We start from the raw sequence: 21,926 nt of genomic DNA, 5'->3' as shown, positions 1-21,926 counted from the left end.
GCCGGCGCGCCCCTTCCCCACCGCAGCAGGAGGCCCGGATGCCGGCACCGCGCAAACCGAGTGAACTCGTCTTCCACCTGCCGGGGATGCGGCGCGAGGCCGACACCCTGCCCGCCGCGCTGAAGACCGGCACGCGCGCGACCGACGCTGCGGCGCCCGATCCCTTCCTCGACGGTGTCGTCGCGGTGAAGGCGGCTTATGCCCTGACCGCGCCCGGACGCGACGCGACTGCCACGACCGACGCGCACATGCGCGAAGACAGCCTGCTCGCGCTGGAGACGGGCGACGGCACCACCGTCTTCATCCGCGCCGACAAGCTCAGGGAAGACCTCGCGCGGGTACGCCCCGACGCCGTGCGCGCCGACGGCTCGATCGACTTCGTCGCCCTGCACGACCCGGCCGCGGCCGCGCGCGGCATTCCGGACTGGCTGTGGTCGGGCGTATCGGTCCTTACGCTGGGGCACGACGCGATCGCCGACGCCGCGCGCGACAAGGCGCTTGAATGGCTGCAGGAGTGGCTTGGCGAGCGCAGCGAGGATCTCGCCGCGCCCGGTGCGTCATGGCTGGGGACCAAGGCGCTGATGTGGGCGATCGAAAGCCGCCTCGCGGGTGAACCGGGGCTCTACCAGTGGCGCGACGGCGACGGCCTCGCGGGCGCCGACCGCTGCACCGCCAACGACCCGCGCCTCGCTGCGATCGGCGACGCGCCGACGCTGCTCTTCATCCACGGCACCGCCTCGCACACGCTCGGGAGCTTCAAGGATCTGCGCGCCGGCAGCGCCGCCGCCGACTGGGAACCGCTCGCACGCCGCTTCGGCGAGCGCATCTTCGGCTTCGAACACCGCACCTTCTCGGAAAGCCCGATCGACAACGCGCTGCAGCTCGCCCGCACGCTGCCCGCCGGCGCCCGGTTGTCCGTCGTCACGCATTCGCGCGGCGGTCTCGTCGGCGACCTGCTGTGCCTCGCGGGCCTGAGCGACGACGCCATCGCCGCCTACCGCCACGCCCCGCCGCCCAACACGGACGAATCCGAGCGCGAAAAACGCCTGCGCGACCTCGTCACCGCGCGCGAGCAGGACACGCTGCGCGCGCTGCGCCAGGAGCTCGCGGACAAGAACTTCCGCATCGAACGCTACGTGCGCGTCGCCAGCCCCGCGCGCGGCACGACGCTGCTCTCGGACAACCTCGACCTGTTCCTTTCCGGGCTGCTGAGCCTGACCGCCCGCCTCGTCGGCGCCGTGACCGGCCCGGCCGGCGGCGCGGTGCTGTCGGCGTTCAGGCGCATCGTGCTGGAAATCGCCGACAAGCGCGTCGATGCGCGGCTCGTTCCCGGCATCGAGGCGATGCTCACCGACGCGCCGATGGGCTCGCTGCTCGCGACCGCGCAGCGCAAGCAGGGCATCGCGATGGCCGTCATCTCCGGCGACATCCAGGAAACCAGCGTGCTCAAGCGCCTCGGGGTGATGTTCACCGACTGGATGCTGTTCGACAATCGCGACAACGACCTGGTGGTCGACACCGACTCGATGTACGCCGGCCTCGCGATGCGCAACGAGGCGCGCTACCTCTTCGACCAGGGCGCCTCGGTCAATCACTTCAGCTACTTCGCCAACCGCCACACCCGCAGCGCGCTGCGCGACTGGCTCACGAGCAACGACCCGGCGGCCCTGCCCACGTTCAGCGCCATCGCCCGCCGCCGCGAACCCGGCGCCGCCGAGGCGCGCGATCGCGCCGCCAGCCGCGCGGCCCTGCGCGAAACGCCGCGCCCGGACAGCCGCCCGGTCGTGATCTTCCTGCCGGGCATCATGGGGTCGCACCTCGAGGTGCGCAAGGAAGAACGCAAGGCGGGCGACGGCGACCGCGTGTGGTTCGACTTCCTCGACCTCGCGACCGGCGGCCTCGCGAAGGTGGCGATGGACCGAGCCGACGTGCGCGAGGAAACCCTCTTCGACATGTTCTACGGCGACCTCGCCGAGCATCTCGAAGCGACGCACACCGTCATCCGCTTCCCCTACGACTGGCGCAAGCCGATCCACGCGCCGGATGGCGCAGCCGAACGCCTCGCCGACACCCTTCAGAAGGCGCTCAAGACGCACCCCAACCAGCCCGTGCGCCTGCTCGCGCACAGCATGGGCGGCCTCGTGTGCCGCACGATGATCGCGACCCACCCCGAGCTGTGGGCGGAGCTCGTGCGCCGCCCCGGTGGCCGCCTGGTGATGCTGGGCACGCCCAACAACGGCTCGCACCTCATGGTCGAGACCCTGCTCGGCAAGTCCGGCACGATGCGCCAACTCGCGCGCATGGACCTTGGCCACGGCATGCAGGGCGTGCTCGACATCGTCGCGGGCTTCCCCGGTGCGATGCAGCTGCTGCCACGCCCCGGTTTCGACGACGCCGGGCCGACGCTGCACGCCGACTGGCTGCGCGCGCCCGTGTGGCCGTCCGCCGCCAAGGCCAACCGCGACCGCTGGTTCGGCGACGGCATCGCCGGACAACCCAGCAATGCCACGCTCACGGCCGCCCGCAGCCTGTGGGAGGGGCCGCTCGCGACCAACGACGCGCCGCAGCCGCTCGAACGCGTGACCTACGTCTTCGGCCAGGCCGAGAACACCCCCTGCGGCACCGCGCTCGAAGGCGACCAGATCAAGATGATCGGCACCCCGCAGGGCGACGGGTCGGTGAGCTGGGCATCCGGGCGACTCGCGAACCTGCCGGCCGAGCAGCACTGGTACATGCCGGTCGACCACGGCGCGCTGACCAGCACCGAGGAATACTTCCCCGCCGTCGCGGACCTGCTGCAGACCGGCACCACGAGCCGCCTCGGCCGCCTGCCCGCCACGCGCGCCGCCGCTGCCCCGATCGCCAGCTACGACGCCCCGCCGCCCGTACTGCCAACCGAGGAGGAACTCGCCTGCAGCCTCGTCGGCACCCGTCCGCGCCGCCGCCGCCCGGTGTCGGCGATCCATCCGCTGCAGGTCTCGGTCAGCGCGATGGACCTGCGCTTCGCGCGCCAGCCCATCTTGTGCGGCCACTACCAGGGCGACGGGATCGCCGGCGCCGAGGCCGCGATCAACGACGCACTGGTCGACGGCGCCCTGCGCCAGCGCGAACGGCTCGGCGTCTATGCAGGCGAAATCGGCTCGGCGGCCATCGTGCTGCAGGCGCGCAACAGGGAAGACCGCCTGCGCGGCACCGGGCGCGGCGCCGTGATCGTCGGCCTGGGGCGATTCGGTCAGCTGTCCGCCGCCGATATCACCGAGACCGTGCGTGCCGGCGTCCTGCGCTACCTGCTCCATTCCCACGACCGCCAGGGCAGCGAGGGCGGGGGTGCCGAGGACGAGGGCGAAAACGAGCTCACGCTCGCGAGCCTGCTGATCGGCTACAACTCCACTGCCCACATCAGCGTCGACGACTCCATCGAATCCATCGTGCGCGGCGTGCTCGCCGCCAACCGCCAGTTCGCCGAGGCGATGCCGCTTACCCGGCTGCGGGTCGCGCGCCTGGAACTGATCGAATTGTTCATGGACACCGCGATCAGTGCGGCGCGCGCGGTGCGCCAGCTGCCCGCGCGCATGGCCGGCGACCTGCGCCGCCTGGAGGCGCGCATCGAAGTCGCCGAGCAGCTCAACGAGGGCCAAGGCGCCCGCCCGCGCCTGTCGGTGTTCGCCCCCTTCGGCTACTGGCCGCGCATGCTCGTCACCGCGGACGACGGCCCCGCGGACGGCACTGTGCCGGCCCCGACGGGCGGCAGCCGTGCGATCGCCGCACGGCTGAAATTCGTCTTCCTGTCCGAACGCGCGCGTGCCGAAAGCGTCCTGCACCAGCGCCAGCCCGGACTCGTCGAAGCGCTGGTTCGCAACGCGATCACCCAGGACCATTACAACGCCGACCTGTCGCGCACACTGTTCCAGCTGATGGTGCCGCTGGATTTCAAGGCGGCCGCGCGCGAGGCCGAACAACTCGTCCTCGTCGTCGACAGCTACACCGCGAACCTGCCGTGGGAGATGCTGCAGGCCGACGAGCAGCCGATGGCGCTCAACACGGCGATCGTTCGCCAGTTCGCCTCCGCCCGTTTCCGCCGCAACCCGCTCAGCATCACGCGCAAGGTCGCATGCGTGATCGCCAACCCGTCCACCCACGGCTATTACGCCCAGTTCGGCAATCCTGCGCGAACGCTGCCCGCGCCGCCGGACGACCATCTGGCCGATCTGCCCGGCGCGGCTACCGAAGGCGCGGCGATCCGCGACCTGCTCGGCGAGTGCGGCTACGACGTCAGCTATGGCGAAGGCATCGAGGCGCTCGACGTGTTCGCGCGTCTCTTCCGCCAGCCGTGCAAGGTGCTCGTCGTCGCCGCCCACGGCGTGTTCGAGGCCACGGCGCGCGACGGCACGCAGCGCACCGGCGTCGTCCTGTCCGACGGCATGCTGCTCACCGCCGCCGAGGTATCGCAGCTCGAAGTCGTGCCCGAACTCGTGTTCCTCAACTGCTGCCACCTCGGCGCGATGACGGCGGCCCCCGACACGGCGAACCGCCTCGCCTACAGCATCGCATGCGAGCTGATCGAGATCGGCGTGCGCTGCGTCGTCGCGGCCGGCTGGCAGGTGAATGACGAGGCCGCCCGCCTCTTCGCGACGAGCTTCTTCGAGAGCTTCGTGCGCGACGGGAAACCCTTCGGCCAGGCCGTGTTCGCCGCCCGCAAGAGCGCATGGGAGGAATATCCCCAGTACAACACCTGGGGCGCCTACCAGGCCTACGGCGATCCGCACTACATGCTGGAAGCCCCTGCCGACGAAGGCACGGCACGGGTTCCCACCAACATCGTCTCGCCCGTCGACCTCGTCGACACCTTCGCACGCCTGCGCGTCGACTTGTCGCACCGCGCGCGCAGCGTCGCCGACGTGGGGCGCCATATCGCCGCCATCCTCGCGCAGGTCCCGGCCGCGTGGAAGGATCTGCCCGAAGTGCAGGCTGCCATCGGCGCAACCTATGCCGAACTCGGCAGCGAAGGCTTCGAACGCGCCTGCACCGCCTATTGCCTCGCGCTCGCCGGCGAAGACCGCAGCGGACGCGTGCCCGTACGCATCATCGAACAGCTCGCCAACCTCGAAGCCCGCATGGGCGAGACGCGGGGCGATACGACCCTGATCGAATCCGCCATCGCACGCCTCGACAGCCTCATCGCGCTGGCGCAGCCGATGCCGCCCGGCACGACCCCCATGCCGTCGAACGCCGAACGCAGCGCCCTGCTCGGCAGCGCCCTCAAGCGCGAGGCGGCCGTGCTCGCCGCGCACAACGGCGACTGGCCTCGCGTGCGCGCGGCTCTGGCGCGCGCACGCGAGGCGTACGCCGGCGCCGAGGGCACGCCGGGCGATGCGGGCTTCGATCCCTACCTCATGATCAACCGCCTGCAGCTCGACTGGCTGCTCCTCGAAGCCGACGACGCCGCCGCGCGCAAGCGCGCGACCGAACAGGCGGCCATGTGCGCCGAGGCGGCGCGCGCACTGTTCGCGCGCAGCGGCGACTTCTTCGACGCGGTGAAACCGGCCGACGCCGAACTCGCCGCACGGCTCCTTGCGGGAATCGGCGCCGACGACGGCCCGAAGCTCGCCAGCCTCTACGAGCAGGCGATCGACAACGTGCCGCGCAGCGCGCGCAAGTTCGACTCCGTCGTGAAGCAGATCTGCCTGCTCGCGCGTCTGGCCGCCCTGCGCGGCCACCCCGGCGATACGATGCGCGCCCGCGTTCTGGGCGAACTCGCGCGCAGCCTCGGCCAGCAGGACTGCCCCGGACTGCCGCCGCCAGCGCGCGCCAGAAATTCCAAACGCATCAAGAAGAATCCATGACAAGGGGTTTCTCTTCAAGGGATTGTCGATATTCCCCAGTCCGGATTAAATATTCTTAATGGATATTTAGGAAGGATGCGACGGTATACCATTCCGCCCGCCTCCATCCGGACTCCATCAAAAGAATATCGAACAATGAATACTCACGACCACTGCAACTGCAAGCACGTCCCGGGCGAAAATCACTCCGGCGCCCGCCGCAACTTCCTCACCCGCGCCACGCTCGCCGCCGGCGTCGCGCTGCTCGGCACCGTAGCGGAGAGCCGCCCCGCCCTCGCCGGCGGCCACACCGACATCCTGCTGCTCACCTGCATGGACTTCCGCCTCATGGACAGCGTCGAGCAATACATGGCGGGCCGCGGCCTCACGCACAAGTACGACCACATCGTGCTCGCCGGCGCCTCGCTCGGCGCCCTGACCGACAAGTACCCCGCGTGGAACCGCACCTTCTGGGACCACCTCGCCGTCGCCATCGAGCTGCATGCCGTGCAGAAGGTCGTCGTCATGGACCACCGCGACTGCGGCGCCTACAAGGCGATCCTCGGCGAGGACCTGGCGCCGGACCCCGTGCGCGAAGCCACGGTGCACCGCGATCACCTCGAACGCCTCGCCGCCGCCATCAAGGACAAGCATCCCGGCCTCGGCGTCGAGACCCTGCTGATGGCGCTCGACGGCTCGGTCGAGGCGCTCGGCAACTTCGCCTGAGCCGCGCCGCGGCTCCCGGCCTCCTTCGGGCCCGGCGCTCGGCATGTGGACTTGAAGTCCTGCCGAGCGCCTCTATATCCGGAGACATGGGTGTCGCAGGCAAGCACCCGTCCCTGTCCGAAGGAGGATCATGATGTTCTACCGATCAGTGTTTCCCCGCGATCTGCTGTCCGAACTCGATCGTCTTCAGCGCGAGATGCAGCAGGCGTACGAGTTCTCCCCCAGCATCCGCGGCATCGCGCGCGGCGGTTTTCCGGCGATGAATGTCGGCAACACGCCGCGCTCCGTCGAGATCTACGCCTTTGCGCCCGGCATCGACCCCGCGGCGATCGACGTGCAGCTCGAAAAGGGCGTGCTGACGATCACCGGCGAGCGCGCAAGCCTGATGCCGCCCAAGGAGGCCAACGCCACGGTGCATATCGACGAGCGCTTCTCCGGGCGTTTCCGCCGCGTCGTGACCCTGCCCGACGACGCCGACCCGAACGGCGTGAGCGCGAAGTACCGCGACGGCGTGCTGCACGTCAGCGTCCAGCGCCGGCAGGCCGCCCAGCCGCGCCGCATCAGCATCGAGTGAGGAGGAACCGGACATGAGCGACAACACCAACGTCACCCGCAAACCCGAAACCCCGGCCAGCGAAATGGCCCTGCTGCCGCCCGTCGACGTCATCGAGGATGCGGGCGGGATCACCCTGTACGCCGATCTGCCGGGCGTGCCGAAGGACAAGCTGAACCTGCAGATCGAAGGCGACACGCTGACGATCGAGGGCGAGGTCAGCCTCGAAGTGCCCGAGGGCATGGAGTCGTCCCACGCCGAAGTGAACCTGCCGCGCTACCGCCGCATGTTCACGCTGTCGAAGGAACTCGATGCGAACAAGGTCGCGGCAGAATTCAACCAGGGCGCGCTGAAGCTGCGCATCCCGAAGGCCGAACACGCGCAGCCGCGCAAGATCGAAATCGCAGTGATGTAAGGCTGCACCCGCGAAGACTTCCCCCCACGAAGACTTCCCCCCGCAACGCCGGCCCGTCCCGGGCGAGCAATCGCCCGGCTCGGGCCGGCGTCATGTCTGCGCTCCTTGCTTTTTCCGCCCGCACTCACCGCAACGCATAACCGGTCATGCACCCGTCCCATGACGTCATCGGATCGGCAGCAAGCCACACGGTTCATGACGTATGACCGTGCATTTGCAATGCTTACCATCTAGCCTTACCGCATGACGTGCGCAATGTCGCCTGTCGTCCGACACGCGTCTCCATTTCCCATCACCCGACCTGGAGCAATGCAATGGAACAGATAGACACGTTCAAGCAGCTCGCCGTGACCTACGCGACCGACATCGGACTGAAGGTCGCCGCGGCGATCATCTTCTGGATCGTCGGCCGCTGGTTGATCGGACTCGCCGGACGCATGCTGCAGCAGGCGATGGAACGCCAGAAGGTCGACCCGACGCTGATGCGCTACGTCGGCAGCTTCCTCTCGGTGACTCTGAACATCGTCCTGGTCGTCGCCATCCTCGGTTACTTCGGCGTGCAGACCACCACCTTCGCCGCCCTCGTCGCCGGTATCGGCATCGCGATCGGCGCCGCCTGGGGCGGCCTGCTTGGCAACCTCGCGGCCGGCATCTTCGTCGTGGTGCTGCGCCCGTTCAAGGTCGGCGACTTCATCAGCGCCGCGGGCGTCACCGGCACCGTGAAGGAGATCGGATTGTTCGCGACGGCGATCAACACGCCCGACAACGTCATGACCCTGGTCGGCAACGGCAAGGTGTTCGGCGACACGATCCAGAATTTCACCGCCAACCCCTACCGCCGCGTCGAGCTGAAGTGCCAGCTCGCCGGCAGCGCCGACCACCTCACCGCGATGCAGTTGCTGCGCGAAAAATTGCTTGCGGTGCCGAACGTGCTCGCAGCCCCCGCGCCGGAGGTCGACATCCTCGAATTCAACCTCGTCGGCCCGGTGCTAGCGGTGCGCCCGTTCTGCCACAACGACCATTACTGGCAGGTGTATTTCGACGGCAACCGCGTGATTCGCGAAACCCTCGCCGCGGCCGGCTTCCCGGCGCCGATGCCGACACAGGTGATGATCATGCAGCAACCGGGCGTCTGAACGCCCGGGGGCGCTAGCTGAGCTTCGCGCGCAGGTAGTCGAGCAGGTTCCCCAGCGTCACGAGGCGGCCATAGTCCGCCTCGGGGATGCTCACCTTCAGCTGCTCGCTGATCCCGATCAGGAAGTTGAGCCAGTCCATCGAATCGAGGTCGACCTGCTGGCGCAGCGGGCGGTCGTCGCGCAGCTCGTCCGCCTCGACCTCGGGCGCGATGCTGCGCAGGATCGCGATCACGTTCGCGCGCAGTTCCGGATATTTCTCTCCCATCACCATCCCCTTCTTCTACCCTTATCGCTTTCGTCCTTCCCGCTCACAGCTCCTCCGGCCGCTGCAGGCGCTCGCGCAGTTCGGCGAGGAAGAGCGCCCCGCGGTGCCCGTCCGAGACGCGATGATCAGCCGCGAGACTCGCGACGACGGTCGGCATCGCGACCAGGGCGCCCACCTCGACCCACGGGCGCGGCGCGATGCGGCCGAAGCCGACGAGCGCGACCTGCGGCGGGTAGATCACGCCCATCACCGCTTCGACGCCCTGCTCGCCGAGGTTGGTCACAGTGATCGTCGGATCCGACATCTCCGAGCTGCGCAGCGAGCCCGCGCGCGTGCGCTTCACGAGATCGGCGAGCTCGCGCATCAGCTGGTCCAGCGGCTTGCTGCCGACGTCGTGCAGCGCAGGCGCGATCAGCCCGCCCTGGCGCAGCGAGATCGCGACACCGATGTGCGCGGCCTGCACCGGCTCGAAGCGGCCGTCGCGGAAGAAGCCGTTCATGTCCGGAAACTGCGCCAGTGCAGCGGCAACCGCCTTCAACTGCACGACCGCCATCAGGAGCCGCTCGGTGATCGGCCGCCCCTCGTTGGCCTGCGAGAGCCACCTCTGCGCTCGCGCCATCGGGATCGTCTCGGACAGGTAGTAGTGCGGGATCTCGCGCTTCGAGCGGCTCATCGCCGCGGCGATCGCGCGACGCATCTCCGTGTTCCGGTCCGCCTCTGCGTGCACAGCCGGCGCAGCTTCGGCGGCCTTCGGCACTCCGGGCTGCGCCGCGGCCTCGATGTCGGCGAGCGTCACGGCGCCGCCCGGGCCGGTGCCCTCGATCCGGGCGACATCCACCCCGAGCACCTCGGCACGCTTGCGTGCGGCCGGCGAGATGCGCAGGCGCGCGCCTTCAGCGACCGCGGCACCGTGTACTGCGGGAGCTCGTTCGCCCGCTTGTTTCCCCGCTCGCGCGCCCCCCTTCGGCGGCGCCTTTTCACCGGGGTCCAGCAGCGTCGCCATCACCGTGCCGACGGGAATCCGCTCCCCCGGCTCGATCAGCAGCGCATGCACGACGCCGTCCTGCCAGATCTCGACGTCGACCGCCGCCTTGGACGTATCCACGATCGCGACGACTTGCCCCTTGCACACCGCATCGCCGGGTTTCACCTTCCACTCGACGAGCTTGCCCTCGTCCATGTCGGCGCCGAGCGAGGGCAACGTGAAGTCAAACATTCAGCACCTCCCTGACCGCCGCAACGATCCTGGCCGGCTGCGGCAATGCGGCGTCCTCCATGTGCTTCGCGTAGGGGATCGGAACCTCCTCGCTGCACACGCGCACGGGCGGCGCATCGAGGTCGTAGAAGCAGTTCTCGACGATGCGCGCGATGACCTCCGCGGCGAGGCTGCCGCTGCGCCAGCCTTCGTCGACGATCACCGCGCGGTGCGTGCGGCTCACCGACTCGGAGATGGTCGCGGTATCGAGCGGACGTAGCACGCGCAGGTCGACGACCTCGACGTCGATGCCGTCGCGCGCGAGTTCGGCCGCGGCGTCGAGCGCTTTCGGCACGCTGCCGCCGTAGGTGATCAGGCTCAGCTGGCTGCCGGGCCGGCGGATCGCCGCGCGCTCGATGTCGCACGCCCAGTCCTCATTTGGCTCATCTCGCAGATCGTCCTCCATGTTGTAGAGCTGGGCATGCTCGAAGATCACGACCGGGTCGGGATCGGCGAGCGCGGGGCCCAACATCCCGCGCGCGTCGGCGATCGTCGCCGGCGCGAGCACGCGGATGCCGGGGATGTGCGCGTACCAGTTCTCCAGGCTATGGGAGTGCTGCGCCGCGAGCTGGCGTCCCGCGCCGGTCGCCATGCGGATCACCAGCGGCACCGACACCTGGCCGCCCGACATGTGGCGCAGCAGCGCCGCGCTGTTCACGATCTGGTCGAGCGCAAGCAGGCTGAAATTCACCGTCATGACCTCGACGATCGGCCGCATGCCGCCCAGCGCCGCGCCGATGCCGGCGCCGACGAAACCCAGCTCCGAGAGCGGCGTGTCGCGGATGCGCTCGGGTCCGAATTCGTCGTAGAAGCCCTTGGACACAGCGTAGGTGCCGCCGTAGCGGCCCACGTCCTCGCCCATCAGGAAGACGCGCGGGTCACTGGCGAGCGCGTCGTGCAGCGCCTGGCGCATCGCCTCGCGGTAGCTGATCCTCATCGCGTCGCTCCCCGTGTCGTGACGTCACGCAGCAAGTCCTCGACCGGCTCCCATGGCGCAGCCTCGGCGAACGCGACCGCTGCGGCGACCTCCGCCTCCGCTTCCGCGTCGAGTTCGAGAAAACCGTCCTCGGTCAGCTCGCCCGCTGCCTTCAACTGCGCCGAAAAACTGTGGATCGGCCCGCGATTCTTCCATTCCTCGACCTCGGCCTTGTCGCGGTACAGCTCGGGGTCGAACATCGAGTGCGCGCGGAAGCGGAAGGTGCGGAACTCGACGAAGAAGGGCCCGCCCTCCTCGCGCACCTGCTGCGCGGCGCGGCGCGTCGCCTCGTGCACCGCCAGCACGTCCATGCCGTCCACCTTCAGCGTCGGCACCTTGTAGCTCGCGGCCTTCACGCACAGCTCCGTTTGCGATTCCGAACGGTCCAGCGCCGTGCCCATCGCGTACAGGTTGTTCTCGCACAGGAAGAGCACCGGCAGCCGCCACAGCGCGGCGAGGTTCATGCCCTCGTGGAACGCACCCTCGGCCACCGCGCCCTCGCCGAAGAAGCACGCCGTCACGCGGCGTATGCCCTGCATCCGGTCCGCCAACGCGAGTCCGACCGCCAGCGGCAAGCCGCCGCCTACGATCGCATTGCCGCCGTAGAAGCGCCGCGCGACGTCGAAGAGGTGCATCGAGCCGCCGCGTCCGCGCGAGCAACCGGCGGCCTTGCCGAACATTTCGGCCATGATCGCGTCCATCGGCACGCCGCGCAGCAGCGCATGGCCGTGCTCGCGATAGGTCGCGACGACGTTGTCGTCCGCGTCGAGGGCGTGCATCGCGCCGGTCGCGCAGGCCTCCTCGCCAATGTAGAGGTGCAGGAAGCCGCGGATCTTCTGCGCGCCGTAGAGCTCCGCGCATTTTTCCTCCATGCGGCGGATGCGCAGCATGTCCGCGAGCAGACGGTGCGCGAACGGCCGCTCGGGCATCCCATGCCCGGCCTTCGCCTTGCGTGCGGTGGCGTTCATGCGCCGGCCTCCAGCGTCGACGTATCCCCTTCGGGCAGCCCCAGCTCGCGCGCCTTCAGCAGCCGGCGCATGATCTTGCCGCTGCGCGTGCGCGGCAGCGTCGTGGCGAAGTCGATCTCCTTCGGCGCCACGGCGGCACCGAGCTTCTTGCGCGCGTGAGCGAGGAGCTCCATGCGCAGCGCCTCGCTCGGCTCGAAGCCCTTCTTCAGCGACACGAAGGCCTTCACGACCTCGCCGACCATCTCGTCCGGCTTGCCGATCACGCCGACCTCGGCAACCGCCGGGTGCTCCATCAGCGCGCTCTCGACCTCGAAGGGGCCGATCAGGTGGCCGGACGACTTGATCACGTCGTCCTTGCGCCCGACGAACCAGAAGTAGCCGTCGGCGTCGCGCCGCGCGAGGTCGCCGGTCAGGTACCACACGCCTGAGAAGCACTTGCGGTAACGCTCCTCGTTGTTCAGGTAGCCGCGCAGCATCGACGGCCACCCGCGCAGCAGCGCGAGCTCGCCCTCGACGTCAGGCTCCTCGATGACCTCGACGACGCCGTCCTTGCCCTCGCGCACGATCGCGGCCTCGACGCCCGGCAGCGGCCGGCCCATCGAGCCCGGCTTGATGTCCAGCGCCGGCACGTTGGCGATCATGATCCCGCCCGTCTCGGTCTGCCACCAGTTGTCGTGGATCGGCAGGCCCAGCACCTCCTTGCCCCACCACACGGCTTCGGGGTTGAGCGGCTCGCCGACGCTCGCGACGAAGCGCAGCTGCGGGAACGTGAAGCGCTTCGCCAGTTCCGGGCCGGCCTTCATGAGCATGCGGATCGCGGTCGGCGCGGTGTACCAGACGCTCACCTTCTGCTCGTTCAGGATGCGGTACCAGCGCTCGGCGTCGAAGTCACCCTCGTCGACGATCGAGGTCACGCCGTGCAGCAGCGGCGCGATGATGCCGTAGGAGGTGCCGGTGACCCAGCCCGGGTCGGCGGTGCACCAGAACACGTCCTCCGGGTGCAGGTCGAGCGCGTAGAGGCCGGTCGCCCAGTGCGTCGCGACCGCGCCATGCACGTGCATCGCGCCCTTCGGCGTGCCAGTGGTTCCACTCGTGAAATGCAGCAGCGCAAGCTCGTCGGGCCGCGTCGGCACGGTCGGGAAGTCGTCCGAGGCCGCGGCCATCAGGCGCCCGAGGTTGTGCGTGCCTTCAACGTCGGTCGGGGTGCCACTCGTCTCGCCCCCCTCGCTGACGAGCAGCACGTGACGCAGCGTCGTCAGCTCGCCGCGGATCTTGGCGACCTTGCGCTGGTACAACGATTCGGTCGTCACCAGCACCGCGCCCTGGCCGAGGTTGAGGCGCGTGGCGATCGGCTCGGGCCCGAAAGCGGAGAACAGCGGCGATACCGCGCAGCCGGCGCGCAGGCCGCCGAGCACCGCGGCATAGAGTTCGGGAATGCGCCCCGCGAGCACGAACACGCGCTCGCCGCGCACGACATCGAGCCCGCGCAGCACGTTGGCGAAACGCGCCGTGAGTGCCGCGAGATCGCCGTAACTGAGGTCGCGCACCGCGCCGTTCTGGCCGAGGAAGCGGAACGCCAGATGGTCGCGCAGCCGCCCGCCGGCATGGCGCACGACCGTCTCGTAGGCGATGTTCAGCGCCCCGCCGGGCAGGCCCGCGAGCGCATCGTGCGCGATTTCCCAGTTGAAGCCGCGGCGGGTCGCCTCGTAATCGACGAGGTTCGGCCGGGTTCGAAGCTCCGCTGCCATCTTGCGGATGACCGAGGTTCGTTCCATCACTCCCTCCTCCGTTGCGTACGGATGTGCTCTTCAACCCTTGATGCAGACCAGCGGCGCGAGCCGCGCCACCTTGATCGCCAGCCCCGCCCGGTCGGCCGCCTCGACGACCGCGCCGACGTCCTTGTAGGCGAGCGGCGCCTCCTCGGCAACGCCGCGAAAACTCGGGCTGCGGATCAGGATGCCGCGCGCGGCCAGTTCGTCGACGACATTGCGGCCGTGCCAGCGGCGCAGCGCCTCGTTGCGGCTCATCGCGCGGCCTGCGCCGTGGCAGGCCGAGCCGAACGCCCGCTCCTCGGTGCCGGCGGCGCCGGCGAGGATCCACGACGCCGTGCCCATGCTGCCGCCGATCAGCACCGGCTGGCCGGCGTCGCGGTACTCGCGCGGCAGCTCGGGGTGGCCCGGTCCGAAGGCGCGCGTCGCGCCCTTGCGATGCACGAACAGCCGCCGCCGCTCGTTGCCGACGCGGTGCGTCTCTTCCTTGCAGGTGTTGTGCGACACGTCGTACAGCACCGCCAGGCGCACGTGCGGAAAGACCTCCGCGAAGGCCGCGCGCGCGAGATGCGTGAGGATCTGCCGGTTCGCCAGCGCGCAGTTGATCCCGGCGCGCATCGCGCCGAGGTAGCGCTGGCCGAGCGTCGACTTCAGGGGTGCGCAGGCGAGCTCGCGGTCCGGCAACGCGATGCCGGCGGCTGGCGCGGCGATCACCATCTCGCGCAGGTAGTCCGTGCCGATCTGGTGCCCGAGGCCGCGCGAACCGCAGTGTATGCTCACGACGACGTCGCCCCTGGCCAGTCCGTAAGCCTGCGCGGCCGCCGCATCGAACACTTCGTCGACCACCTGCACTTCGAGGTAGTGGTTGCCGGACCCGAGCGTGCCCATCTCGTCGCGCTGACGCTTCTTCGCCATGTCCGATACCGCACGCGGATCGGCACCGGCGACGCAGCCCGACTCCTCGATGTGCGCGAGGTCGGCCTCGCTGCCATAGCCGTGCTTCACCGCCCAACGCGCGCCGCCCTTGAGCATCGCGTCCATCTCCGGGCCGGACAGGCGCAGGGTGCCGGTGCTGCCGACGCCGGCCGGGATGCGCGCGTAGAGGACATCGGCGAGGCGTTGCTTGTGCGCCTCGAGGTCGGCCAGCTTGAGTCCGGTGTGCAGCGTGCGCACACCGCAGGAGATGTCGAAGCCGACGCCCCCCGCCGACACGACGCCGCCCTCGTCCGCATCGAAGGCCGCGACCCCGCCGATCGGGAAGCCATAGCCCCAGTGCGCGTCGGGCATCGCATAGGAGGCCGCGACGATGCCCGGCAGGCTCGCGACGTTCGCGACTTGTTCGGCGACCTTCTCGTCCATCGCCTCCATCAGCTCGCGCGACGCGAATATCACGCCGGGCACGCGCATGCGCCCCGCGGCGGGCAGCTCCCATTCGTACGGGCCGCGTTGGCGGAATTTCCGCAGTTCCATCGTCTGCCTCCTGCCGCTCGCGTGCCGCCGTCAAGCGCCGCGCCTGCCCGATTCGGTGCCCCCGGTTCCAGACCGGGCCCGTCGTCGCACCGCCCCGCCGGACCTCAGCGCGACCCGATCGCGCGCCCGAGCGCGGCGCGACGCTGCGCTGCGTGCGCCTGTCATGTCCAGCATAGCCAAAACCGGCCGGCATGGCTCACACATCGACCACACACTGTGCGATCCAGACGCCGTCGGTACCGCGCTCGACCCGCAGTTCGCAGAAGGATGCCCCCTTCACCTCGGCCGCCGGCTGGTGGCGGGCGACCTCCACCGGCTCGCCCCAGGCCGTCGCTGCGAGGCGGCAACCGCCCGCATCCGACTCGACTGTCAGCTCGAAGCGCGAGAACAGCATGTGGCGTGTGGCCATGTTGAACACCAGCGCGCTGAGCCAATCGACCAGCAGGAGCTCGCGATCGGGCGCCGCGCAGGCGATGCCGACCGGATCGCGCGGCGCGACGGCGGCCGGATCGCAGATCACCGCGGTCATCGCCGTCGCCGCACCGGCGAAGGCCTCGGCGAGCGTATCGCCCGTACCGCACACGCCGACGTCGGCTTCGTGCTCGAAGGTGCTCCACGCCATTCCGCTACCCTCCCGATCATGCGCCGCACCGTTCCGGGCGGGCGCCCCTGCCATGATATTTTAGTAAGTTGCGGAGAGCGGACGTTCGCGCTGCGCTAATATCGGCCGCGAATCCAGCCGCAGGCCACCGTGCGGTTTGCCGCAGACCATCAGGAGAGAGACCCATGCGCATCCGCTTCCCCTGGCATCTCCTTGCCTCAGTCGCGACCGGCCTGGTCGTCGCCGCCTGTGGCGTCGCCCCGACCGTCGAACGCGACGCCAAGGCGGAACATTTCCCCTACCAGGGCGGCGACGTGGCGGCCACGCAACGTGGCGCGGACTGCGAACTCGCGCTGCGCGGCACGCTGACGCCAGCCGCCGTATCCGCGCTGAGACTGGCGAGCGACGCGCTCGCGAAGCGTTCGTGCAGGGGCAAGACCGTGGTCCTCGATCTCGGCGATGGCAGCGTCGGCGCCGCGATCACGGTCGGCTCGATGCTGCGCAACCGCGGCTTCGACACCCGCATCGCCGCCGGCAGCACCTGCCGCACCCCGTGCCTGCTGGTGTTTTCCGCAGGGACCCAACGCGAGATCGCCCCCAGCGCGCGGCTCGGCTTCACGCAGATCCCGCCCGACGAGGACTTCGGCCGCGCGAGCTGCGAGACCGAACTCGACAATCGCCAGATGCTCAACCTGGCGCGCTACCTGCGCGCGATGCTGCCCGGCCTGACCGCCGACTACATGCTGCAGCAGATCCGCGCGACCGACTGCCGCAGCGTGCGCGAGCTGCCGGCGAGCGACGCCGTTACGGCAGGACTCGCGACCAGAGGCTAAAAAGGGGGAAGACCCGGCCCGTACGCGCCGCGACGGGCCTTGCGGTCGGAACCTCGCTATGAATCAAGGACGTCCGGCAATCGACGCGGCCGAGGTGCTCGGGATCGTGCGCGCACTCGTCAGCGAGCTGCGCCCCGGCAAGCCGCCGGAAGCCGGACTCGACAGCCACCTCGAACGCGACCTCGGACTCGACAGCCTCGCGCGCGTCGAGCTGCTTGCGCGCATCGAGCGCGCCGCGCGTGCGCGCCTGCCGGAAGACACTCTCACCACGGCCGAAACCCCGCGCCAGCTCTTTGCCGCGCTGCGCGCCGCACGGCCGGAGGCGACCAGGTCCGCGCCGGAGATCGCCGCCGCGCCCGACACCGAGCGCGTCGAGGCGCCGACCGGCGCATCCACGCTCGTCGAGGTGCTGCTCTGGCACGCGGAGCATTCGCCCGACCATGTGCATATCCGCCTGCTGCACGACGACGCCGAGGTCGGCACGCTCACGCACCTCGAGCTGCTGCAAGGGGCACAGCGCATCGCCGCCGGGCTGCAGCAGCGCGGCATCGCGCCGGGCGACGCCGTGGCCATCATGCTGCCGACCTCGCTGGACTTCTTCACGAGCTTCTTCGGCGCCCTGCTCGCGGGCGGCGTGCCGGTGCCTATGTACCCGCCCACGCGCCCGTCTCAGCTCGAGGACCACCTGCATCGCCAATCCGGAATCCTGGAGAGCTGCCGCGCGCCGGTGCTGATCACCGACGCGCAAGTGCAGCCGGTCGCCCGCCTGATCTCCACACCCTCGGGAAGCCTCCGGCACACAGTCACCGCGCGCGAGCTCTCCGCAGGCAGCGGCAGTCCCGCAGCTGCCGCGCCGCGGGCGGAAGACCTCGCGCTGCTGCAATACACATCGGGCAGCACCGGCAACCCGAAGGGCGTGATGCTCACGCACGCGAACCTGCTCGCCAACATCCACGCGTGGAGCCGCAGCGTCGCCATCACGGCGGCGGACGTCACGGTGAGCTGGCTGCCGCTGTACCACGACATGGGCCTGATCGCCGCCTGGCTGGGCAGTCTGTACAACGGCTGCCCGCTGGTGCTGATGTCCCCGCTGGATTTCCTGTCGCGTCCGGTGCGCTGGCTGCGCGCCCTGCACCGCTACCGCGGCACGCTCTCGGCCGCGCCGAACTTCGCCTACGAACTCGTCCTGAAGCATATAGAGGAACCCGAACTCGCCGGGCTGGATCTCTCGCACTGGCGCATCGCCGTGAACGGCGCCGAGCCGATAAGCCCGGACACACTGGAACACTTCGCCGCACGCCTCGCCCCCTACGGCGTGCGCCGCGAAGCAATGACCCCCGCCTACGGGCTCGCCGAGAACACGGTCGGCCTCGCGGTGCCGCCAGCCGGCCGCGGCCCGCGCATCGACCGCGTCACGCGCGAAGCCTTTTTCCGCACCGAGGCGGTCCGTGCCGCCACCGGGGACGCGAGCGCGATCCGCTTCGTCGGCTGCGGCCAACCGCTGCCCGGCCATGAAGTACGCATCGTGGGGCCGAACGACGACGACCTCCCCGACCGCCGCGTCGGCCGCATCGAGTTCCGCGGCCCCTCGGCAACCGCCGGCTACCTGCGCAATCCCGAGGAGACGCGCAAGCTGCTGCGCGGTGGTTGGCTCGATACGGGCGACCTCGGCTACCTCGCGGAGGGCGAGCTCTTCGTCACCGGTCGCGTCAAGGACATGATTATCCGCGGCGGACGCAACCTGTACCCCTACGAGCTGGAAGACGCCATCGGTGCCCTGCCCGGCGTGCGCCGCGGCTGCGTCGCGGTGTTCGGGGTTGCCGATCCCGCGACGGCAAGCGAGCGCCTCGTCGCCGTCGTCGAAACGCGCGGCGCCGACGATGCCGAACGCCACCGGCTCGAACATGCGGTCGGCAACTTGGCGGTCGACCTGCTCGGCGTCCCGCTCGACGAGGTCGTGCTCGCACCACCGCACAGCGTACTGAAGACCTCCAGCGGCAAGATCCGGCGCGCCGCGACGCGCGAGCTGTACCAGAGCGGCGTGCTCGGCCGCCAGCACAGCGTGCGCATGCAGATGCTGCGGCTCGCCGCGCTCGCCGCCAGCCGCAGAGCGACCCAGGCCGTGCAACGCACGGGCGCCGCGCTGTGGGCCGCCTGGGCGTGGACGGCGCTGGTGCTGCTCGCGATCCCCGTCTGGCTCGCCGTCGCGGGGCTGCACCGCCCTACCATCGGCTGGCACATCGGCCGCGGCGGCGCGCGCCTGCTGGCCGGCCTGATCGGCGTCCGCATCGACGTAACGGGACTGGCGAACCTTCCCGCATCCGCCCCCTGCATCGTCGTCGCGAACCACGCGAGCTACCTCGACGGCCTGATCGCCGCGGCGGCGCTGCCCCGCCCCTTCGTCTTCGTCGCCAAGCGCGAACTGCTCGAAAACACCATCGCGCGCCGCTTCCTGCAGGGCCTGGGAACGGAGTTCATCGAACGTTTCGCCGTGCAGGACAGCGCCGACGCCGCGAAACGGCTCGCCGAACGCGCACGGCTGGGCGCCGCGCTGTTCTACTTTCCCGAAGGCACCTTCGTCCGGCGGCCCGGCCTGCAGGAGTTCCGCCTCGGCGCCTTCCTCGCCGCATGCGAGGCCGATCTCCCCGTCGTGCCGGTAACGATCCGCGGCACGCGCGCGGTGCTGCCCGACGAGACCTGGCGGCCGCGCCGCGGCCCGGTCACGGTGACGATCGGCCGCCCCATCCTGCCGCAGGGCAAGGACTGGAGCGCCGCGCTCGCACTGCGCGATGCCGCCCGTCGGGACATCCTCCAGCACTGCGGCGAGCCGGACGCGACGCTCTGATCGGGCCGTTGTGGCGCACGAGCTTCGGGAGCGTGTGCACGCCGACGTCGCTTTCGAGATAGAAAGAGGCGACACACAGGTATTAGACTTCGTCGCCTACCCTCAACGACTACACACAGAGAGCCCCACCATGACCATCAAGTCGCGCGCCGCCGTCGCCTTTGGACCCAAGCAGCCTTTGCAGATCGTCGAAGTGGACGTCGAGCCGCCGAAGAAGGGCGAGGTGCTGGTGCGCATCGTCGCGACCGGCGTGTGTCACACGGACGCCTTCACGCTCTCCGGCGACGACCCCGAAGGCATCTTCCCGGCAATCCTCGGCCACGAGGGCGGCGGCATCGTCGAGGCGGTCGGCGAAGGCGTGACCTCGCTGGAAGTGGGCGACCACGTGATCCCGCTGTACACGGCCGAATGCCGCGAGTGCAAGTTCTGCAAGTCCGGCAAGACCAACCTGTGCCAGGCGGTGCGCGCCACCCAAGGCAAGGGCCTGATGCCCGACGGCACCACGCGCTTCTCCTACCAGGGCCAGCCGATCTACCACTACATGGGCACCTCGACCTTCTCCGAATACACGGTGGTGCCGGAAATCTCGCTGGCGAAGATCCCCAAGGACGCCCCGCTCGAGAAGGTGTGCCTGCTCGGCTGCGGCGTCACGACCGGCATCGGCGCCGTGCTCAACACCGCGAAGGTCGAGGAAGGCTCGACGGTCGCCATCTTCGGCCTCGGCGGCATCGGCCTCGCGGCGATCATCGGCGCGAAGATGGCGAAGGCTTCGCGCATCATCGGCGTCGACATCAACCCGGACAAGTTCGAGATCGCGAAGCAGCTCGGCGCGACCGACTTCGTCAATCCGACCGAGCACGACAAGCCGATCCAGGACGTGATCGTCGCGATGACCGACGGCGGCGTGGATTACTCCTTCGAGTGCGTTGGCAACGTCAAGCTGATGCGCGCGGCGCTCGAGTGCTGCCACAAGGGCTGGGGCGAATCGACGATCATCGGCGTCGCCGGCGCCGGCCAGGAAATCAGCACCCGGCCGTTCCAGCTCGTCACCGGCCGGGTGTGGCGCGGCAGCGCGTTCGGCGGCGTGCGCGGCCGCACGGAACTGCCGAGCTACGTGCAGAAGGCGCAGAAGGGCGAGATCCCGCTCGACACCTTCATCACGCACAACCTGCCTCTCGCGGAGATCAACCAGGCCTTCGACCTGATGCACGAAGGCAAGAGCATCCGCACGGTGATCCACTTCTGATAGCGCGAGGGAGGAGAACTGTCGTGACCCTCGAGAACCTCTCGTGCCAGAAGAGCTTCGGCGGCTGGCTCAAGCGCTACCGCCACCGTTCGCGCACGCTCGACTGCGACATGACTTTCGCGGTCTACCTGCCGCCGCAGGCCGAACTCGGCGGCAGGCTGCCGGTGCTGTACTGGCTGTCGGGGCTGACCTGCACGGACGAGAACTTCATGCAGAAGGCCGGCGCGCAACGCGTCGCGGCCGAACTGGGGCTGGTCCTCGTCGCGCCCGACACCAGCCCGCGCGGGCCCGACGTTCCGGGCGATCCCGACGGCGCGTGGGACTTCGGCCACGGTGCGGGCTTCTACGTCAACGCGACACAAGCGCCGTGGGCGCGCCACTATCGCATGCACGACTATGTCGTCGAGGAACTGCCGGCGCTTGTCGAGGCGAATTTCCCCGTGTCGGATGCGCGCGGCATCAGCGGGCATTCGATGGGCGGGCACGGCGCGCTCGTCTGCGCGCTGCGCAACCCCGGCCGCTACCGCTCGCTGTCGGCGTTCGCGCCGATCTCCAACCCGATGAACTGCCCGTGGGGCGAAAAGGCCTTCGCGCACTACCTCGGCGAGGAGCGCGCCCGCTGGCGCGAATGGGACGCGAGCGTGCTGATCGCCGACGCCGCCGAGAAGCTACCCATCCTCGTCGATCAGGGCGACCGCGACGATTTCCTCGCCACCCAGCTCAAGCCGGAAGCGCTCGAAGCTGCCGCCCGCGCCGCCGGCCACCCGCTGACGCTGCGGCTGCAGCCGGGCTACGACCACAGCTACTACTTCATCGCGAGCTTCATCGAGGATCATCTGCGCCACCATGCGGCGGCGCTCGGCGGTTAGCGGGAGTCCGAACCTAGGGCGGGAGCAGCCGAAGGCGTATCCCGCCAGCACCGCGTATTACCTGACACGAAGGTCGTTTGGCGGGATGCGCTGCGCTCCGCCCGCCCTGCGAATCACACCCCCAGGTAGCGGTGCCACACGGTGCGGTCGGCATCCAGCTCCGCCGACGTCCCCACC

At 69.7% G+C, this 21,926-nt stretch carries 16 protein-coding genes; 9 read left to right on the top strand and 7 right to left on the bottom strand.

What is annotated here, in order from left to right; translation table 11 throughout:
* Nucleotides 1-38: 38 nt before the first annotated feature.
* The 5 genes from GPA27_RS02155 (at nt 39) to GPA27_RS02135 (ending at nt 8,652) form a co-directional block, all read left to right on the top strand.
* The gene (locus GPA27_RS02155) at nt 39-5,843 is read left to right on the top strand and encodes a DUF7379 domain-containing protein (RefSeq protein ID WP_169137359.1); all 5,805 of its coding nucleotides are present in this window, start codon (nt 39-41) and stop codon (nt 5,841-5,843) included.
* Between the two features lie 135 nt (nt 5,844-5,978).
* The gene (locus GPA27_RS02150; protein ID WP_169137357.1) at nt 5,979-6,548 is read left to right on the top strand and encodes a carbonic anhydrase; all 570 of its coding nucleotides are present in this window, start codon (nt 5,979-5,981) and stop codon (nt 6,546-6,548) included.
* Nucleotides 6,549-6,681: 133 nt separating this feature from the next.
* Nucleotides 6,682-7,122: an Hsp20/alpha crystallin family protein gene (locus GPA27_RS02145; protein WP_169137355.1), complete on the top strand. Its 441-nt coding sequence runs from the start codon at nt 6,682-6,684 to the stop codon at nt 7,120-7,122.
* A gap of 13 nt (nt 7,123-7,135) precedes the next feature.
* Entirely contained in the window at nt 7,136-7,516 is a 381-nt protein-coding gene (locus GPA27_RS02140; RefSeq protein ID WP_169137353.1) for an Hsp20/alpha crystallin family protein, read from the top strand.
* A gap of 314 nt (nt 7,517-7,830) precedes the next feature.
* Nucleotides 7,831-8,652 (top strand): mechanosensitive ion channel family protein, encoded by an 822-nt coding sequence (locus tag GPA27_RS02135; protein WP_169137351.1) that lies wholly within the window; start codon nt 7,831-7,833, stop codon nt 8,650-8,652.
* A gap of 13 nt (nt 8,653-8,665) precedes the next feature.
* Here the strand turns inward: GPA27_RS02135 and GPA27_RS02130 are convergent, their stop codons facing one another.
* From GPA27_RS02130 to GPA27_RS02100, 7 genes are all read right to left on the bottom strand, one after another.
* Entirely contained in the window at nt 8,666-8,917 is a 252-nt protein-coding gene (locus GPA27_RS02130) for an acyl carrier protein (RefSeq protein ID WP_169137349.1), read from the bottom strand.
* A 43-nt stretch (nt 8,918-8,960) separates the two neighbouring features.
* A complete protein-coding gene (locus tag GPA27_RS02125; protein ID WP_169137347.1) occupies nt 8,961-10,133 on the bottom strand; it encodes a dihydrolipoamide acetyltransferase family protein in 1,173 nt (390 codons plus the stop codon).
* Complete coding sequence (locus GPA27_RS02120; protein WP_169137345.1) at nt 10,126-11,109, bottom strand: alpha-ketoacid dehydrogenase subunit beta; 984 nt, start codon at nt 11,107-11,109, stop codon at nt 10,126-10,128. Before GPA27_RS02120 ends, GPA27_RS02125 begins: the two co-directional genes overlap by 8 nt.
* A complete protein-coding gene (pdhA, locus tag GPA27_RS02115; protein ID WP_246260908.1) occupies nt 11,106-12,116 on the bottom strand; it encodes a pyruvate dehydrogenase (acetyl-transferring) E1 component subunit alpha in 1,011 nt (336 codons plus the stop codon). Before pdhA ends, GPA27_RS02120 begins: the two co-directional genes overlap by 4 nt.
* A complete protein-coding gene (gene acsA, locus GPA27_RS02110; RefSeq protein WP_169137343.1) occupies nt 12,113-13,891 on the bottom strand; it encodes an acetate--CoA ligase in 1,779 nt (592 codons plus the stop codon). The genes pdhA and acsA overlap by 4 nt, the downstream gene beginning before the upstream one ends.
* A 33-nt stretch (nt 13,892-13,924) precedes the next feature.
* Complete coding sequence (locus tag GPA27_RS02105; protein WP_169137341.1) at nt 13,925-15,355, bottom strand: RtcB family protein; 1,431 nt, start codon at nt 15,353-15,355, stop codon at nt 13,925-13,927.
* Between the two features lie 196 nt (nt 15,356-15,551).
* Complete coding sequence (locus GPA27_RS02100) at nt 15,552-15,977, bottom strand: archease (RefSeq protein WP_169137339.1); 426 nt, start codon at nt 15,975-15,977, stop codon at nt 15,552-15,554.
* Nucleotides 15,978-16,141: 164 nt separating this feature from the next.
* Here GPA27_RS02100 and GPA27_RS02095 point away from each other — a divergent pair, with 164 nt between their 5' ends.
* The 4 genes from GPA27_RS02095 (at nt 16,142) to fghA (ending at nt 21,749) form a co-directional block, all read left to right on the top strand.
* Entirely contained in the window at nt 16,142-16,789 is a 648-nt protein-coding gene (locus GPA27_RS02095) for a COG3904 family protein (protein WP_169137337.1), read from the top strand.
* Nucleotides 16,790-16,847: 58 nt separating this feature from the next.
* On the top strand, nt 16,848-19,634 hold the full coding sequence (locus GPA27_RS02090) for an AMP-binding protein (protein ID WP_169137335.1): 2,787 nt from the start codon (nt 16,848-16,850) through the stop codon (nt 19,632-19,634).
* Between the two features lie 130 nt (nt 19,635-19,764).
* Entirely contained in the window at nt 19,765-20,880 is a 1,116-nt protein-coding gene (locus GPA27_RS02085) for an S-(hydroxymethyl)glutathione dehydrogenase/class III alcohol dehydrogenase (RefSeq protein WP_169137333.1), read from the top strand.
* A gap of 23 nt (nt 20,881-20,903) precedes the next feature.
* Nucleotides 20,904-21,749: an S-formylglutathione hydrolase gene (gene fghA / locus GPA27_RS02080; protein ID WP_169137331.1), complete on the top strand. Its 846-nt coding sequence runs from the start codon at nt 20,904-20,906 to the stop codon at nt 21,747-21,749.
* Nucleotides 21,750-21,926: the final 177 nt, after the last annotated feature.

Source organism: Aromatoleum toluolicum (assembly GCF_012911005.2).
Taxonomy (GTDB): Bacteria; Pseudomonadota; Gammaproteobacteria; order Burkholderiales; family Rhodocyclaceae; genus Aromatoleum; species Aromatoleum toluolicum.
The sequence above is the reverse complement of the archived record's forward strand: the minus strand, read 5'-3'. Positions and strand labels throughout refer to the sequence as shown.

Coding starts and splice junctions, on each gene's coding strand:
- pdhA (WP_246260908.1), bottom strand. CDS start 12,116: ATGAACGCCACCGCACGCAAGGCGAAGGCCGGGCATGGGATGCCCGAG.
- GPA27_RS02145 (WP_169137355.1), top strand. CDS start 6,682: ATGTTCTACCGATCAGTGTTTCCCCGCGATCTGCTGTCCGAACTCGAT.
- GPA27_RS02140 (WP_169137353.1), top strand. CDS start 7,136: ATGAGCGACAACACCAACGTCACCCGCAAACCCGAAACCCCGGCCAGC.
- acsA (WP_169137343.1), bottom strand. CDS start 13,891: ATGGAACGAACCTCGGTCATCCGCAAGATGGCAGCGGAGCTTCGAACC.
- GPA27_RS02085 (WP_169137333.1), top strand. CDS start 19,765: ATGACCATCAAGTCGCGCGCCGCCGTCGCCTTTGGACCCAAGCAGCCT.
- GPA27_RS02125 (WP_169137347.1), bottom strand. CDS start 10,133: ATGTTTGACTTCACGTTGCCCTCGCTCGGCGCCGACATGGACGAGGGC.
- GPA27_RS02155 (WP_169137359.1), top strand. CDS start 39: ATGCCGGCACCGCGCAAACCGAGTGAACTCGTCTTCCACCTGCCGGGG.
- GPA27_RS02120 (WP_169137345.1), bottom strand. CDS start 11,109: ATGAGGATCAGCTACCGCGAGGCGATGCGCCAGGCGCTGCACGACGCG.
- GPA27_RS02095 (WP_169137337.1), top strand. CDS start 16,142: ATGCGCATCCGCTTCCCCTGGCATCTCCTTGCCTCAGTCGCGACCGGC.
- GPA27_RS02100 (WP_169137339.1), bottom strand. CDS start 15,977: ATGGCGTGGAGCACCTTCGAGCACGAAGCCGACGTCGGCGTGTGCGGT.
- GPA27_RS02135 (WP_169137351.1), top strand. CDS start 7,831: ATGGAACAGATAGACACGTTCAAGCAGCTCGCCGTGACCTACGCGACC.
- GPA27_RS02105 (WP_169137341.1), bottom strand. CDS start 15,355: ATGGAACTGCGGAAATTCCGCCAACGCGGCCCGTACGAATGGGAGCTG.
- GPA27_RS02130 (WP_169137349.1), bottom strand. CDS start 8,917: ATGGGAGAGAAATATCCGGAACTGCGCGCGAACGTGATCGCGATCCTG.
- GPA27_RS02150 (WP_169137357.1), top strand. CDS start 5,979: ATGAATACTCACGACCACTGCAACTGCAAGCACGTCCCGGGCGAAAAT.
- GPA27_RS02090 (WP_169137335.1), top strand. CDS start 16,848: ATGAATCAAGGACGTCCGGCAATCGACGCGGCCGAGGTGCTCGGGATC.